The sequence below is a fragment of the Pseudomonas sp. Irchel s3f10 genome (genome assembly GCF_900187515.1).
GTDB lineage: Bacteria > Pseudomonadota > Gammaproteobacteria > Pseudomonadales > Pseudomonadaceae > Aquipseudomonas > Aquipseudomonas tensinigenes.
The window spans coordinates 124,759-140,200 of record NZ_FYDZ01000007.1; the positions used below are offsets into that span (position 1 = coordinate 124,759).

The window sequence follows — 15,442 nt, forward strand, 5'->3', positions numbered from 1 at the left end:
CTCCATCAACCCTGGTTAATGGTCTTGGCGATAGTGTCGACCGTGGCGCTGACTTGCTCTTGGTAACGGTCGAGTTCTTCCTGGTGTTGCTTCTTCATTTCGATCTGCTGCGAGCACAGATTCATCGCCGCCAACACCAGCAAGCGATCACCGATCAGCGTCGGGTATTTGCGTTTGGTGTCGTCCAGCGCAGCCTTGAGCATCATGGCCGCGTCCAGCAGGGTCTGTTCTTCCCCGGCCGGTGCCTTGATCGAATAGTCCTCCCCGAGAATGGAGACGACTTTTACCCCTGCTGTGTGGTGGTTCATGCGCTGACAGGACCGGCGTTGACGCGATCAACCAGTGCCTGAATGCGTGCAGCAGTGGCGCCGTGCTTTTCTTCCTGTTCCATCAGGTTCAGTTGCAGGCTTTCGTTTTCATCCTTGGCCTGGGCCAGTTCCGTGGACAGGGTCTGGTTGGTTTGCGCAAGGCTCTGGTTTTGTTGCACCAGGTCGCTGACGAGCTGTTCCAATTGGCTGAGGGATGCTTCCAACATTTTGATCTTCCAAGCGATTTTCAAAGGGCGCGTACGATAAAGAAAAGTCACCACGGATGCCAGGGTTAAACCGGCGCAAGGCCTTGATTTTCCAGGTGGCGGACCGTTCTCGCGAGTTTTAAAGACTGTGATCTGCCGATCTGGTTCCTGCACTTCGTCGCCCAAGCCCTTCTGCGACAAATACGCACAGTGCCTCAAGACTTTAGTCGTATGACCGATAAGTCATCCATACAGCAGTCTCAGCCCGCATGGACGCGGCCCTCTCTTGGTATCCGCCCCATGTCCCTTCGCAATATGAATATCGCCCCACGGGCGTTTACCGGCTTCGCCCTGATCGGCGGCCTGATGCTGATTCTCGGTGTGTTCGCGCTGAATCAGATGAGCAAAATCCGCGCAGCAGGCGAAGACATCGCCACGGCCAGCGTGCCTTCGATCAAGGCCCTCGACGAATTCACCCAACTGACCCTGCGCCTGCGTGTTCTGTCGTATCGGTTGCTGATCAATCGTGAACCGGACGTTCAACAAAAGACTGTCGAATTGTTCGAGCTGCGCAACAAGCAGATCGCCGACGCCCAGCGCGCCTACGAACCGTTGATCGACGGCCCGCAAGAACGTGCGGCTTACGATCAATACGTGCAGTTGCTCGCGCAGTATCGCCAGCTTGAAGACCGGATGAAAACCCTGTCGCGCAACAATCAGATCGATGAACTGCGGCAGATGCTCAACTCGGACTTGCTGAGCAACTCGGAGGCGGTGAACACCGCCCTGGCGCGCCTGCTGGAGATCAACACCCAGCAAATCGCCGAGACGGATAAAGGCGCGAGCGAGCAGTTTTCGATGTCTTTCAACCTTGTGGTTACGCTGTTGGTGATCGCCACTGGCCTGACGTTCCTCTTTGCCTGGCTGCTGACTGTGAGCATCACCAAGCCGATCTCCAAAGCATTGGAAGCTGCGGAAACCATCGCCGAAGGCAACCTGACCCAGCCGATCCACGTTGACGGTGAAGACGAGGCAGGACGTCTGCTCGCGGCCATGGCCAAGATGCAATCGAAACTGCGTGACACCCTGCAGCGTATTTCCGGCTCGGCCACTCAGTTGGCTTCGGCAGCCGAAGAACTGAACAGCGTCACCGACGAAAGCGCGCGCGGCCTGACTCAGCAGAACAACGAAATCGAACAAGCCGCCACGGCGGTCAATGAAATGACCAGCGCTGTGGAAGAAGTTGCGCGCAACGCCGTGAGCACTTCGGAAGCTTCGAAAAACGCCACCACCTCGGCCGGTGACGGGCGTGATCTGGTGCAGGAGACCGTCAGCGCCATCGAACGCATGAGCGCTGATGTACAGAGCACTGCTTCGCTGATCGGTGATCTGGCGAATGAATCCCGTGATATCGGCAAGGTGCTCGACGTGATTCGTGGTCTGGCCGATCAAACCAACCTGCTGGCACTGAACGCAGCGATTGAAGCGGCGCGTGCCGGTGAGGCCGGTCGTGGTTTTGCGGTGGTGGCAGATGAAGTCCGTGCCCTGGCGCACCGTACCCAGCAGTCGACCAGCGAAATCGAGCGGATGATCGGCAGCATTCAGAGCGGCACCGAACACGCCGTGGATTCGATGCGCAACAGCACCGAGCGCGCCGAGTCGACCCTGAACATCGCCCGTGGTGCCGGCATGTCGCTGGACACCATCAACACCGCCATCGTCGAAATCAACGAGCGCAACCTGGTGATCGCCAGCGCCGCCGAAGAGCAGGCGCAGGTGGCGCGGGAAGTGGATCGCAATCTGGTGAATATTCGTGATTTGTCGGTGCAATCGGCGACGGGCGCGAATCAGACCAGTGCGGCGAGTAATGAACTGTCGCGGTTGGCGCTGGACCTGAACAACATGGTTGGGCGGTTCAGCCTTTAATTTAGTAGATCAAGATCAAAAGCACCCTCACCCCAGCCCTCTCCCAGAGGGAGAGGGGGAAAGGGGGCAGATCTTCGTGTTTTCAAAACCTGCGTTCGACTCGGAATTTCAGGTCGGTGCAACTTGAACAAACACCGCGGTCGGTCCCCTCTCCCTCCGGGAGAGGGCTAGGGTGAGGGCAGCAATAGCCAGCCGAACCAAAACCTCGAATCCCCCAGCGTAAAAACCTTTTTGACAGCATCACATTTCAACAGGTTAGAATCGCTGGCACGCAGACTGCATGGTCAGTTTGTGCCCGTCTTTACGCTTCTGGAGTACTGCCTTTGAATGCGACGACCATCAACAGCCTGTTCTTGATCGGCGCGTTGCTGGTAGGCGCAAGCATTCTCGTCAGCTCACTTTCTTCCCGTCTCGGCATCCCGATTCTGGTCATCATCCTCGCTGTCGGCATGGCCGCCGGGGTCGATGGCGGCGGGATCATCTTCGATAACTACCCGACGGCCTATCTGGTCGGCAACCTCGCACTGGCGGTGATCCTCCTCGACGGTGGTTTGCGTACGCGGGTGTCGAGTTTCCGCGTGGCGTTATGGCCAGCGCTATCGCTGGCCACGGTCGGGGTGTTGATCACCACCGGGCTGACCGGCATGGCCGCCGCGTGGCTGTTCGACCTCAATCTGATTCAAGGCTTGTTGATCGGTGCCATCGTTGGCTCGACGGACGCCGCAGCGGTGTTCTCGCTGCTCGGCGGCAAAGGCTTGAATGAACGGGTCACCGCGACTCTTGAAATCGAATCCGGCAGCAACGACCCGATGGCGGTGTTTCTCACTGTCACTCTGATCGACATGCTCGCCAGCGGCCAGACCGGCCTGCACTGGAGCCTGTTGACCCATCTGATCCGCGAGTTCGGCATCGGCGGCGTGATCGGTCTCGGCGGCGGCTGGCTGATGTTGCAACTGGTCAACCGGATCAATCTGGCCGCCGGCCTGTATCCGATTCTGGTGATCGCCGGCGGTCTGGTGGTGTTCGCCCTGACCAACGCCTTGCACGGCAGCGGCTTCCTCGCGGTTTATCTGTGCGGCCTGGTCATCGGCAACCGCCCGGTGCGCAGCCGTCACGGCATTCTGCACATGCTCGACGGCATGGCGTGGCTGGCGCAGATCGGCATGTTCCTCGTGCTGGGATTGCTGGTCACGCCGCATGATTTGCTACCAATCGCCCTGCCCGCTCTCGGTCTGGCGCTGTGGATGATTCTGTTCGCGCGGCCACTGTCGGTGATGGTCGGCCTGCTGCCGTTCAAGGCGTTCCACGGGCGCGAAAAAGCTTTTATTTCCTGGGTCGGCCTGCGCGGCGCGGTGCCGATCATTCTTGCGGTGTTCCCGCTGATGGCCGGGCTGCCGAATGCGCAGCTGTACTTCAACCTCGCATTCTTCATCGTGCTGGTGTCACTGCTGGTGCAGGGCACGAGCCTGCCGTGGGTCGCCAAACTGTTGAAGGTGACGGTACCGCCGGAGCCTGCGCCGATTTCCCGCGCGGCGCTGGAAGTCCACGTCACCAGCGAATGGGAGCTGTTCGTTTATAAGCTCGGCGCAGAGAAATGGTGCATCGGTTCGCCCCTGCGCGAACTGAAAATGCCCGAAGGCACACGTATCGCCGCACTGTTTCGTGGCCAGCAACTGCTCCATCCGTCGGGTAGTACGGTGCTGGAAGTCGATGATTTACTGTGTGTTATCGGCCATGAACACAACCTCGGCGCCCTCGGAAAACTGTTCAGCCAGGCGCCGCAACGTGGCCTCGATCTGCGTTTCTTCGGCGATTTCGTACTCGAAGGAGATGCCCAGCTTAAAGCGGTTGCCGCACTCTATGGCCTGCCGGCCGAGGGTATTGATCCGGACATGACACTGGGCGCCTTCATCGCGCAGAAAGTCGGTGGTGCGCCCATCGTCGGTGACCAGGTGGAGTGGAACAACACCCACTGGACGGTTGCGGTCATGGACGGGAACAAGATCGGCAAAGTGGGCGTCAGATTCCCCGAAGGAAGTCGCCCGGGCCCCGGACTCTTCCTCTAAACTGCGTCCACTCTCACTTGCTTGACCGGTCTCTATGCCTACCCTGCGCTCCTTTTTCGCCGCGGCCCTGCTGGGCCTGAGTCTCACTGTCGGCCCGCTGTACGCCGCCGAACCACCGTCCAGCGACGCCGTGCAGGCCAGTCTCGACAAACTGGCCGACAGCAAACTGCCGGATGCCGATAAAAAGGCCCTGCAAACCACCCTGCAGAGCACGCTGACTCAGCTGAACAATCAGCGTGATTACGCACAAAAGCTGATCGACCTCAAACAGCAGCTGGCCACGGCGCCGAAGCAGACGATCGAAAACACTCGCGAACTGACGCGCCTCAAGGCCACGGCGATAGTGCCGGTGGCACAGCGTTTTCCCAAGGAGTCGATCCAACAGCTGGAGCAGATACTGACGGATCGCTCGACCCAGCAAAGCGATCTGCAAAAAGCGCTGGCCGACGCCAACAGTCTGATCATCACTGCCCAGACCCGTCCCGAGCGCGCCCAGGCGGAAATTTCCGCCAGCCAGACGCGCATCCAGCAGATCAACAACATCCTCAAGTCCGGCAAGGACGCCGGCAAGACTGTCAGCAACGAGCAACGCGATCAGTTGAACGCGGAACTGGCAGCGCTGAACGCGCTGATCCCTTTGCGCCGCCAGGAGTTGGCCGGCAACAGCCAGTTGCAGGATCTGGGCAACGCCCAGCATGACCTGCTCTCGGAGAAATCCGACCGCCTCGACCGCGAGATCCAGGAACTGCAAACCCTGATCAATCAGAAGCGTCTGGCGCAGTCGCAGGAAACCGTGACCCAGCAATCGATCGAGGCGCAGAAGGCCGGCAGCAGCAGCTTGCTCGCCACTGAGAGTTCAGCCAACCTCAAGCTTTCGGACTATCTGCTCAAAAGCACCGACCGCCTCAACGAAGTCACCCAGCAGAACCTGCAGACCAAGCAGCAACTCGACACCCTGACCCAGAGCGATGCCGCCCTGGATGAGCAGATCAACGTGCTCAAGGGCAGCCTGCTGCTGTCGAAGATTCTCTACAAACAGAAGCAAGCTCTGCCACGACTCAAGGTCGATCGTGATCTGGCGGATCAGATCGCCGACATTCGCCTGTATCAGTTCGACGTCAGCCAGCAGCGTGAACTGTTGAGCAATCCGGCGTCCTATGTCGACACCCTGCTGGCAACTCAGCCGCCGGAACAAGTCACCCCGCAGTTGCGCAAAAGCCTGCTGGATCTGGCCAATACCCGCGTCGATCTGCTGGAGCGCCTGAACCGCGAACTGAGCTCGATGCTCAACGAATCGATCACCCTGCAACTCAACCAGAAACAACTGCTGAGCACCGCGCAGAGCCTGCGTGCGACCCTCGATGAGCAAATGTTCTGGATTCCCAGCAACAAGCCGCTGGATCTGGAGTGGATGCGGGGTGTACCGGAGCGGCTGAAACGCCAGGTCGATACACTGCCGTGGGCCTCCAGCCTGAGCGAGCTGACCGACGGCCTGACCCAGCGCCCCTTGCTGTTTCTGCCTCTGGCATTGCTGATCGGCGCACTGCTGTGGCGCCGCAAAAGTCTCTACGGTCGCCTGAACAAGGTTCACCAGGACATCGGCCATTTCAAGCGCGACAGCCAGTGGCACACACCGCAGGCCATTCTGATCAATATTCTGCTGGCGATGCCGGTGGCGCTGGGCCTCGCCTTGTGCGGGCTGGCCTTGCAGATCGACGCGCGCGGCCAGAACGCCAACATGGGCGCAGCGCTCCTGCAGATGGGGCAGGCATGGCTGGTGTTCTACACCGCCTATCGAATCCTCGCGCCCGGCGGTGTGGCCGAATTGCACTTCCGCTGGGAAAAACCCCAGGTCGAATTCCTTCAGGGCTGGGTACGCCGGCTCGGGCTGGTGGTCATGGCACTGGTGGCCGTGGTGGCGGTTGCCGAATTGCAACCGGCGGCGCTCGCCGACGACGTCCTCGGCATGCCAGTGGTGCTGACCTGCTACGCGTTGATGGCATGGCTGCTCAGTCGCTTGCTGATCAGCAGCCCGGCCCACGAAAACGCCTCGCTGTTCCGCAAGGCCGTCGGCGTGATGTTCACCCTGCTGCCGATCGCGCTTTTTGTCGCGGTATGTTTCGGCTACTACTACACCGCGCTGAAACTCAGCGACCGTCTGATCAACACCCTGTACCTGCTGATGTTCTGGCTGGTCATCGAAGCCACTTTCGTTCGCGGCCTGAGCGTCGCCGCGCGACGTCTGGCCTACCAGCGCGCTCTGGCTAAACGTCAGGCAGCGAAAGAAGCCGGCGACGGCGAAGCGGTGATCGAAGAGCCAACGCTGGACATTGAAAAGGTCAACGAACAGTCCCTGCGCCTGATCCGTCTGGCCCTGCTCGGCGGTTTCATTGCCGCGCTGTACTGGGTCTGGTCGGACCTGATTTCGGTGTTCTCGTACCTCGACAACATCACCCTCTACGAATACACCAGCGGCACCGGCGCCAATATGAGCATGGTGCCGATCAGCATCGGCGACATGCTCGGCGCGCTGATCATCATCGGCATCACCTTCGCCCTCGCGCGCAACTTGCCCGGCCTGCTGGAAGTGTTTGTCCTGTCCAAGCTCAATCTGGCCCAGGGCAGCGCTTATGCGACCACGACGTTGCTGTCCTACGTGATCGCCGGGGTCGGCTTCGTCTCGACCCTGTCGACCCTCGGCGTCAGCTGGGACAAGTTGCAATGGCTGGTGGCGGCGCTGTCGGTCGGCCTCGGTTTCGGTATGCAGGAGATCTTTGCGAACTTCATCTCCGGCATCATGATCCTCTTCGAACGCCCGGTACGGATCGGTGACACCATCACCATCGGCAACCTGTCGGGCACGGTGAGCAAGATCCGCATCCGCGCCACGACCATTACCGACTTCGACCGCAAGGACATCATTGTCCCGAACAAGACGTTCATCACCGGGCAACTGATCAACTGGTCGCTGACCGACACCATCACCCGCGTGACGCTGAAGCTCGGCGTCGATTACGGCTCGGACCTGGATCTGGTCAAGGAACTGCTGCTCAAGGCTGCCCGCGAGAACCCGCGCGTGCTCAAGGAGCCCGAGCCACACGTGTACTTCCTCAACTTCGGCGAAAGCACCCTCGACCACGAGTTGCGCATGCACGTGCGCGACCTCGGTGACCGCAATCCGGTGCTCGATGAGGTCAACCGCTTCATCAACCGCGAGTTCAAGAAGCAGCACATCAACATCTCGTTCCGCCAGATGGAGGTTTACCTGAAGAACCTTCACGGTCAGGAATACAAGATGGTGCCGATCGAGCCGGAAACGAAAACCATCGTGCCGATCGCCGACGATCAGAAACCACTGCAAGAGCCGCCGCCGGCCAAACTCGACTAACCGGTCTATACCCAGCAGAATGCTCGGACATTCTGCTGGAGCCGGCCCTTGAAAGCCCTCGACGAACTGACCTTTGATAATCGCTTCGCCCGCCTGGGCGATGCGTTCTCTGCTCACGTGCTGCCCGAGCCGATCGACAATCCGCGTCTGGTCGTCGCCAGCCCGGCGGCCCTGGCCTTGCTCGATCTCGACCCGGCGACCGCTGAAACTCAGGAATTTGCCGAGCTGTTCGGCGGCCACAAGCTGTGGGCCGACGCCGAACCGCGGGCAATGGTCTATTCCGGGCATCAGTTCGGCGGCTACACGCCGCAATTGGGTGACGGTCGTGGCTTGCTGCTCGGCGAGGTGTACAACGCGGCCGGCGAGCATTGGGACCTGCACCTGAAGGGTGCCGGGCAGACGCCGTTTTCGCGCATGGGCGATGGCCGTGCGGTGCTGCGTTCGTCGATCCGCGAGTTCCTTGCTTCCGAGGCGCTATACGCGCTGAACATCCCTTCGTCGCGCGCTGCGTGCGTGATCGGCTCCGACACCCCGGTCTGGCGTGAAAAGCAGGAACGCGCAGCGATGGTCCTGCGTCTGGCGCCAAGCCATATCCGCTTCGGCCACTTCGAATATTTCTACTACACCAAACGCCCCGAGCAGCAAAAGCAGCTGGGCGAGCACGTGCTGGCGATGCATTTCCCTGAGTGCCTGGAGCAACCGGAACCGTATCTGGCGATGTTCCGCGAGATCGTCGAGCGCAACGCCGAACTGATCGCCAAATGGCAGGCATACGGTTTCTGCCACGGCGTGATGAACACCGACAACATGTCGATCCTCGGCATCACCTTCGACTTCGGCCCGTTTGCCTTCCTTGATGATTTCGACGCCAACTTCATCTGCAATCACTCGGACGATCAGGGGCGCTACTCGTTCAGCAATCAGGTGCCGGTTGGCCAATGGAACCTCAGTGCATTGGCTCAGGCACTGACGCCGTTCATCAGCGTCGAAGCCCTGCGCGAAACCCTCGGCTTGTATCTGCCGCTGTTTCAGGCGCACTACCTCGACCTGATGCGCCGGCGCTTCGGTTTCACCACGGCCGAAGACGATGACCAGAAGCTGCTGGAAGACCTGTTGCAACTGATGCAGAACAGTGGCGTCGACTACACGCTGTTCTTCCGTCGCCTCGGTGAAGAGTCCGCCGAACAGGCCGTCGCCCAGTTGCGTGATGACTTCGTCGACATCAAGGGTTTCGACGCCTGGGGCGACCGCTACGTAGCCCGGGTTGCCCGCGATGGCGACACCGATCAGGAACAGCGCCGCACCCGCATGCATGCGGTCAATCCGCTATACATCCTGCGCAATTACCTGGCGCAAAAGGCTATCGATGCGGCAGAGCAAGGGGATTACTCGGAGGTACGCCGACTGCATGCGGTGCTGAGCAAACCGTTTGAAGAGCAGGCGGGAATGGAGGCTTATGCCGAGCGGCCACCGGAGTGGGGCAAGCATTTGGAGATCAGTTGTTCTTCCTGAGTGCCAGCGCCTCATCTTGATAAACAGTTCTTACGGCTCCAGATAAGTCGTACGAAACGCTGAACGCCAACGAGCCGAATATGACTGACCCACTCCTCATCCCCTGCCCCTCCTGCAACGGCCTCAACCGCATCCCTGCCGAGCGCCTTGCGGATCAGCCCAAGTGCGGGCGCTGCAAATCCGCCGTGTTGCTGAGCAAACCGTTCGAACTCAAGCAAGGCGATTACGCCAGCCAGATCAAGGGTGATCTGCCGTTGCTGGTGGATGTCTGGGCGGAGTGGTGCGGGCCGTGCAAGTCGTTTGCGCCGGTGTTCGAGCAGGCGGCGGCGCAGCTGGCCGGCAAGTGCCGCTTGGCCAAACTCGACAGCGAGGCGAATCAGCAGTTGTCGGCGCAGTTGGGGATTCGCTCGATTCCGAGTTTGATTCTGTTCAAGAACGGGAAAGAAGTGGCACGGCAGAGTGGTGCGTTTCCGCTGCCGCAGTTGATGGTGTGGTTGCGCAGCCAGGGTATCTGACCCACCGCCAAACAATGTAGGAGTGAGCCTGCTCGCGATAGCGTTCTGTCAGCCAACACTTGAGTGACTGAAAGGAAGCTATCGCGAGCAGGCTCACTCCTACAGGGGATCTGCGTAGCTCAAGAGATCAGTGATCTTCGAGCAAGTTATGCAGTTCGACGAATTGCTGGGTCAGCTTGTGGCGCGGGTCGAGGTGGATCAGCGGCATGCTGGCCTGGTGCGATTCACGCATGCGCACCGAACTGGTCAGATACACCGGCAATACCGGCAAACCTTCGGCAATCAACTCATCAAGGATCTGCTGCGGCAGGCTCGCCCGGGCCTGGAACTGGTTGACCACGATGCCTTCGACTTCCAGACCTTCGTTGTGGTCATCCTTCAACTCTTCGATCTCCGCGATCAGGCCGTACAAGGCCTGACGGGAGAAGCTGTCGCAGTCGAAGGGAATCAGCACACGATCAGCGGCAATCAGCGCCGATACCGCATAGAAATTCAAGGCTGGCGGGGTATCGAGGTAAATCCGCTCGTAATCCTCGGACAGCTCATCAAGCAACTTACGCAGCTTGTTGATCTTGTGCTTGGCCTCGAGCTTGGGCTGCAAATCAGCCAGCTCGGCCGTCGCGGTGATGATGTGCAGGTTGTCGAACGGCGTTTCGTAGATATCCGCCTGATTCTTCTTCGAGAACGGCCCCGAGGACAGCGTCTGCTTGAAGAAGTCGGCAATGCCCATCGGGATGTCATCACCGGTGAGCCCGGTCAGATACTGAGTGGAGTTGGCCTGGGCATCGAGATCGACCAACAGCGTGCGATAACCCTCGCTGGCGCTGACCGCCGCCAGATTGCAGGCAATGCTGGATTTGCCTACGCCACCTTTCTGATTGAACACCACGCGCCGCATGACCAAACCTCCGTGTATCAAAGAATGACCGAGTGTAGATGCGCTCGACCTCGCTTCGCTACCTTCACGGACACGGACTACAAAGTCAGGTGCAAATATCCGCGGACAGATAGGGCAATCGCCGCCATTGATCGCCGAGATTTCCGACAGACAAGCCGCTCACGATCTGGATAATGGCCAAGTGACAGTTTTCTTGCGAACCACTCGGTACATTTCGTTGCGCAAAATGTAACCAGCATTTGCTACACACTCGTCGCACCGGGATAATGCGCGCCACCCGGCGCCAAGCGCCACGTCGCGCCTGCTGCAGCTCTGGCCACTCAACGCGTCAACAAATGCCCGCAGGGGCGGGATGAATGTCCGTGATCAACTTCAACATCGCCCAATGGCGCGCGTGGGCCCCTGGCCTCGACAGCGTGGACGCCTGGCAGGCCTGGAGCCGACAACCGGTCGTGCTCCAGAGCAGTGATGCCGCGCCCGATGTGTCGTTTTTGCCGGCCATGCAACGTCGCCGCCTCAGCCGGCTGGCACGCATGGCATTCAGTGTTGGCTGGCCCCTGGCCGACGGACGGGAGAATCTGCCGCTGGTGTTCGTTTCGCGTCACGGCGAAACCCCGCGTACCTACGAGATCCTTACCGATCTGGCCAACGAACAGCCCCTTTCGCCGACGCAGTTCAGTTTGTCCGTACACAACGCGATCATCGGCCTGTGGTCGATCATGCGCGGCGAGACCAGCGAAATGACTGCCCTCGCCGCTGCCGGCGACGGCCTCGAACACGGCATGCTCGAAGCCGCCGCCCTGCTCAATGAAGGCGCCCCGGCGGTGTTGCTGGTGATCACTGAAGAACAACCACCCGAGGCCTATTCAGCGTGGATCGATGACGTGCCGTTTCCCTATGCGCTCGGTCTTTTGCTGACCCCCGGTACCGACTGGCGGCTGACCCTGAACAGCACCACAGAAACACGGTCAAAAGCGCACTGGCCGCACGCGCTCAACTTGCTGCGAACCCTGCTCGGCCAGCAACCCCATTGCCAACATGCCTGGAAAAATCGCGTATGGACCTGGCAACGCAACCCGTGACCGAGAAAAACCGCGACGCCTATTACTGGCGCTTGCTGGCTACCGCTGCAAGCTTCGCCCTGTTCGGGCTGGGCGGACTGTGCCTGCGCGTGCTGGTGTTTCCGCTGCTCGGATGCCTGCCGGGTGATGCGCTGAAACATCGGCAGCGCGCGCGGCAGACCGTCAGTCGGCTGTTCTGGTTTTTCGTCCGGTTCATGGCCCGTACCGGCGTGCTGACCTATGACATTCAAGGGGCTGAACGTCTTGGCCGCCCCGGGCAGATGATCATCGCCAATCACCCGTCGTTGATCGACGTGGTGTTCCTGATCGGTCTGGTGCGCCAGGCCAATTGCGTGGTGAAGAAAAGCCTGTGGGAAAACCCCTTCACCCGTGGTCCGTTGCGCAGCACCGAATACATCAGCAACGACGGCAGCATGGACATGCTCGATGCCGCCGCCCAATCCCTGCAAAACGGCCAGACCCTGATCATCTTTCCCGAAGGCACGCGCACCCAGCCCGGTCAGGCGCCGGCCTTTCATCGGGGCGCTGCGGCGATTGCCCTGCGCGGTGCGAAAATCCTCACGCCGGTGATCATCAAGGTCAGCCCGACCACGCTGACCAAAGCCGAGCCTTGGTATCGAATCCCCAGTCGCCGCGTGCACTTCAGTTTTCGCGTCGGCGCCGATATAGACCCACAGACTTTCGCCGCGCAGGGGCCAGCCCCGCAAGCTTCGCGCAAGCTCAACGATTATTTGCACACCTACTTTATTAAGGAGCTCGCCGAAGATGAGCGATCTGAATCGTGACATCAAACTGCTGATCATCGACGCCCTCGGCCTCGAAGACATCAGTGTCGACGACATTGGCGACGAGCAGACGCTGTTCGGCGAAGGCCTGGGTCTGGATTCCGTCGACGCGCTGGAACTGGGTCTGGCGATCCAGAAAAAATACGGCATCAAGATCGACGCCGACGCCAAAGACACCCGTAACCATTTCACCAACGTGGCGAGCCTTGCGGCGTTCGTCACGGCAAAACAGGCAGCTTGAGACCGGACCATGCAAACTCGTGACGATATTTTCAACACCCTGCGCGATGCCTTGGTCGAACTGTTCGAACTGGATCCGGCCCGTGTCAGCCTGGAATCCAATCTGTACCAGGATCTGGAAATCGACAGCATCGACGCGGTCGATCTGATCGATCACATCAAGCGCCAGACCGGCAAGAAAATTGCCGCCGAAGAATTCAAATCGGTGCGCACGGTCGGTGACGTGGTCGAGGCGGTCTACCGTCTGGTTCAACCGGCCGCATGAGCCGACTGATCGGCCTGGGCCTGCTGCTGGCCGGTCTGCTGTACCCCTTTGCGGTGTATTTCGGCATGGAGCATTTTGCTCCGTGGCAGTTCGGCCTGCTGCTGGGCAGCCTGTGGCTGGCGCGGGCGCTGACCGGCGAGCGCAAACCCGGCAGCCTGTGGATGGCTGGCGTGGCCATTGTGTTTTGCCTGCTGCTGGCGCTGTTCGACAGCCCGTTGTTGCTGCGCTGGTACCCGGTGCTGATCAGCGGCTTCATGCTGGTGCTGTTCAGCCTGAGCCTGAAATACGGCCCGCCGATGGTCGAGCGCCTGGCGCGGTTGCGTGAGCCAGAGCTACCGGACATCGCGATCCGCTATACGCGCAAGGTCACGGTGGCCTGGAGCGTGTTTTTCTTCTGCAACGGTTTGTGCGCCGCCCTGCTGACCCTGTGGGCGCCGCTGAATTGGTGGATGTTGTACACCGGCCTGATCTCCTATGGATTGATCGGCCTGATGTTTGCCATTGAATGGCTGATACGACAACGGGTAAGAGGCCGTACATGAACTGGATAAAACTTGAGCAGTTGCTGCTCAAGGCTGTGCCGGCGCGGGCCATCAGCCACGCACCGGCCCTCGAACACGCGCAACTGTGCGAGCAGGCGTTGAGCGTTGCCGCCGGCCTGCAAGTTCAGGGCGTGAAGCGCATGGCTGTGCACCTGGAAGATGCCGCCGAACTGGCCATCGCATTGCTGGGCGCATGGCGTGCAGGCGTCAGTGTTCTGCTGCCGTCTGATCTGCAAGCGCAAACCCGCCAGCGCTGGTCGGGCGAAGTCGACCTGTGGCTGACAGATCAGGCCGATGACGCGCAACTGAGCGACTTTAAACATCCGCCGTTGCCCGGCGCCGAACTGGATCTCGACCAGTGCCGTCTCAGCCTGTGCACGTCCGGCTCCAGCGGCGAGCCTAAGCGTATCGACAAAACCCTGCGCCAACTGGCCAATGAAGTCGAAGCGCTGGAGCAACTGTGGGGCGCGGATCTCGGGGAGGCCTGCATCATCGGTAGCGTCGCTACTCAACATATTTACGGATTGCTGTTTCGCGTGCTGTGGCCGCTGTGCGCCGGGCGCCCGTTCGTGCGCAAGCAACTGGCGTTTCCCGAGGACTTGCAGCGTGCCAGCCGCGAACATCAGTGCTTCGCCTGGATCGCCAGCCCGGCGTTGCTCAAACGCATGGGCGACAACCTCGACTGGCCGGCCCTGAGCGCCGTGCGCCGGGTATTTTCCTCCGGTGGCGCGCTACCGCTCGACGCGGCGCAGAGTCTGCAACAACGCTTGCAACAATGGCCGACGGAAATCCTCGGCAGCTCGGAAACCGGCGGCATCGCCTGGCGTCAGGGCGAACAACTGTGGCAACCGTTCGCCGGTGTCGAACTGAGCCAGGATAACGACGGCGCTCTACTGATCGCTTCACCTTACCTGCCTGCCGGACACGTCGAACACACCGCTGATGCAGCGCGCATCGCCGCCGATGGTCGTTTCGAACTGTTGGGGCGGCTGGACCGGATCGTCAAACTCGAAGAAAAACGCATTTCTCTGCCCATGCTCGAACAAGCACTGGTGACCCATGACTGGGTCGCCGAAGCACGTCTCGGCGTAGTGCAGGAAAACCGCGCCTCCCTCGGTGCACTGCTGGTACTCAGCGAGACCGGCCTGTTTGCCTTGCGTGAACACGGCCGTCGCAACCTGACCGAAACCCTGCGCCAGCATTTGCGCCAACACTGCGAAGCCCTGGCGCTGCCCCGACGCTGGCGACTGGTGCGGCAATTGCCGTTGAACAGCCAAGGCAAGCTGCCGCAGGCCGATATCGAAACGCTGCTGATGGCGCCGCGAGCGAAAGCGCCGGAAGTGCTGTCGCAGGTCGAGACCGAGGGTGAATGGAGCCTGCAACTGAGCGTGCCACCGGATCTGGCTTATTTCAGTGGTCACTTTCCCAAAGCTCCAGTATTGCCCGGTGTGGTGCAGGTGGAATGGGCGTTGAACCTCGGTCGCCAATTGCTCAACCTGACCGGCCCGTTTGCCGGGATGGAAGTGCTGAAGTTCCAGCAACTGGTGCGTCCCGGCGATGAAATCCAGTTGCACCTGCGTTTCGATCCTGAGCGCCGCAAGTTGTATTTCGCTTACCGCAATGACACGGCGACCTGTTCCAGTGGGCGGATTCTTTTGGGTGTAGAGCATGATTGACCTTGGTGAGTGCTGCGCACTCAATCGCGAGCA

14 protein-coding genes are annotated in these 15,442 nt (G+C 60.3%); 11 read left to right on the top strand and 3 right to left on the bottom strand.

The annotated features are described in order from the left end of the window. Nucleotides 1-5: 5 nt before the first annotated feature. Both CKW17_RS16820 and CKW17_RS16825 read right to left on the bottom strand, forming a co-directional pair. Nucleotides 6-308 carry a cell division protein ZapA gene (locus tag CKW17_RS16820; RefSeq protein ID WP_016987569.1) on the bottom strand — a complete coding sequence of 101 codons (303 nt, stop codon included), beginning with the start codon at nucleotides 306-308 and terminating at the stop codon, nucleotides 6-8. After that, nucleotides 305-535, bottom strand: coding sequence for a hypothetical protein (locus CKW17_RS16825; RefSeq protein WP_016987570.1), 231 nt, complete (start codon nucleotides 533-535; stop codon nucleotides 305-307). Before CKW17_RS16825 ends, CKW17_RS16820 begins: the two co-directional genes overlap by 4 nt. 279 nt (nucleotides 536-814) lie before the next feature. On the opposite strand from CKW17_RS16825, the gene CKW17_RS16830 reads away from it, so the two are divergent. The 5 genes from CKW17_RS16830 (at nucleotide 815) to trxC (ending at nucleotide 9,921) form a co-directional block, all read left to right on the top strand. Next, nucleotides 815-2,440 (top strand): methyl-accepting chemotaxis protein, encoded by a 1,626-nt coding sequence (locus tag CKW17_RS16830; RefSeq protein WP_095120690.1) that lies wholly within the window; start codon nucleotides 815-817, stop codon nucleotides 2,438-2,440. A 323-nt stretch (nucleotides 2,441-2,763) separates the two neighbouring features. Further along, nucleotides 2,764-4,506, top strand: a complete 1,743-nt coding sequence (locus CKW17_RS16835; protein WP_095120691.1) for a potassium/proton antiporter — start codon at nucleotides 2,764-2,766, stop codon at nucleotides 4,504-4,506. Nucleotides 4,507-4,540: 34 nt separating this feature from the next. Next, nucleotides 4,541-7,894, top strand: coding sequence for a mechanosensitive channel MscK (gene mscK, locus CKW17_RS16840; protein ID WP_095120692.1), 3,354 nt, complete (start codon nucleotides 4,541-4,543; stop codon nucleotides 7,892-7,894). A 48-nt stretch (nucleotides 7,895-7,942) separates the two neighbouring features. After that, nucleotides 7,943-9,406 (top strand): protein adenylyltransferase SelO, encoded by a 1,464-nt coding sequence (gene selO, locus CKW17_RS16845; RefSeq protein ID WP_095120693.1) that lies wholly within the window; start codon nucleotides 7,943-7,945, stop codon nucleotides 9,404-9,406. An 80-nt stretch (nucleotides 9,407-9,486) separates the two neighbouring features. Continuing rightward, nucleotides 9,487-9,921, top strand: a complete 435-nt coding sequence (trxC, locus tag CKW17_RS16850) for a thioredoxin TrxC (protein ID WP_095120694.1) — start codon at nucleotides 9,487-9,489, stop codon at nucleotides 9,919-9,921. A gap of 127 nt (nucleotides 9,922-10,048) precedes the next feature. On the opposite strand, the gene CKW17_RS16855 is transcribed toward trxC, so the two are convergent. After that, nucleotides 10,049-10,819 carry a ParA family protein gene (locus tag CKW17_RS16855; protein WP_095120695.1) on the bottom strand — a complete coding sequence of 257 codons (771 nt, stop codon included), beginning with the start codon at nucleotides 10,817-10,819 and terminating at the stop codon, nucleotides 10,049-10,051. A gap of 356 nt (nucleotides 10,820-11,175) precedes the next feature. On the opposite strand from CKW17_RS16855, the gene CKW17_RS16860 reads away from it, so the two are divergent. From CKW17_RS16860 to CKW17_RS16885, 6 genes are read left to right on the top strand one after another with little or no spacing between them, the layout of a single operon-like run. Beyond that, nucleotides 11,176-11,901, top strand: coding sequence for a beta-ketoacyl synthase chain length factor (locus CKW17_RS16860; protein WP_095120696.1), 726 nt, complete (start codon nucleotides 11,176-11,178; stop codon nucleotides 11,899-11,901). After that, complete coding sequence (locus tag CKW17_RS16865) at nucleotides 11,877-12,686, top strand: 1-acyl-sn-glycerol-3-phosphate acyltransferase (protein ID WP_095120697.1); 810 nt, start codon at nucleotides 11,877-11,879, stop codon at nucleotides 12,684-12,686. Before CKW17_RS16860 ends, CKW17_RS16865 begins: the two co-directional genes overlap by 25 nt. After that, nucleotides 12,667-12,927 carry a phosphopantetheine-binding protein gene (locus CKW17_RS16870; RefSeq protein WP_016983882.1) on the top strand — a complete coding sequence of 87 codons (261 nt, stop codon included), beginning with the start codon at nucleotides 12,667-12,669 and terminating at the stop codon, nucleotides 12,925-12,927. Before CKW17_RS16865 ends, CKW17_RS16870 begins: the two co-directional genes overlap by 20 nt. 9 nt (nucleotides 12,928-12,936) lie before the next feature. Continuing rightward, nucleotides 12,937-13,191 (top strand): acyl carrier protein, encoded by a 255-nt coding sequence (locus CKW17_RS16875; RefSeq protein WP_007909503.1) that lies wholly within the window; start codon nucleotides 12,937-12,939, stop codon nucleotides 13,189-13,191. Continuing rightward, the gene (locus CKW17_RS16880) at nucleotides 13,188-13,733 is read left to right on the top strand and encodes a hypothetical protein (protein WP_095120698.1); all 546 of its coding nucleotides are present in this window, start codon (nucleotides 13,188-13,190) and stop codon (nucleotides 13,731-13,733) included. Before CKW17_RS16875 ends, CKW17_RS16880 begins: the two co-directional genes overlap by 4 nt. Next, the gene (locus tag CKW17_RS16885; protein WP_095120699.1) at nucleotides 13,730-15,409 is read left to right on the top strand and encodes an acyl-CoA synthetase family protein; all 1,680 of its coding nucleotides are present in this window, start codon (nucleotides 13,730-13,732) and stop codon (nucleotides 15,407-15,409) included. Before CKW17_RS16880 ends, CKW17_RS16885 begins: the two co-directional genes overlap by 4 nt. The last annotated feature ends 33 nt before the right edge of the window (nucleotides 15,410-15,442 follow it).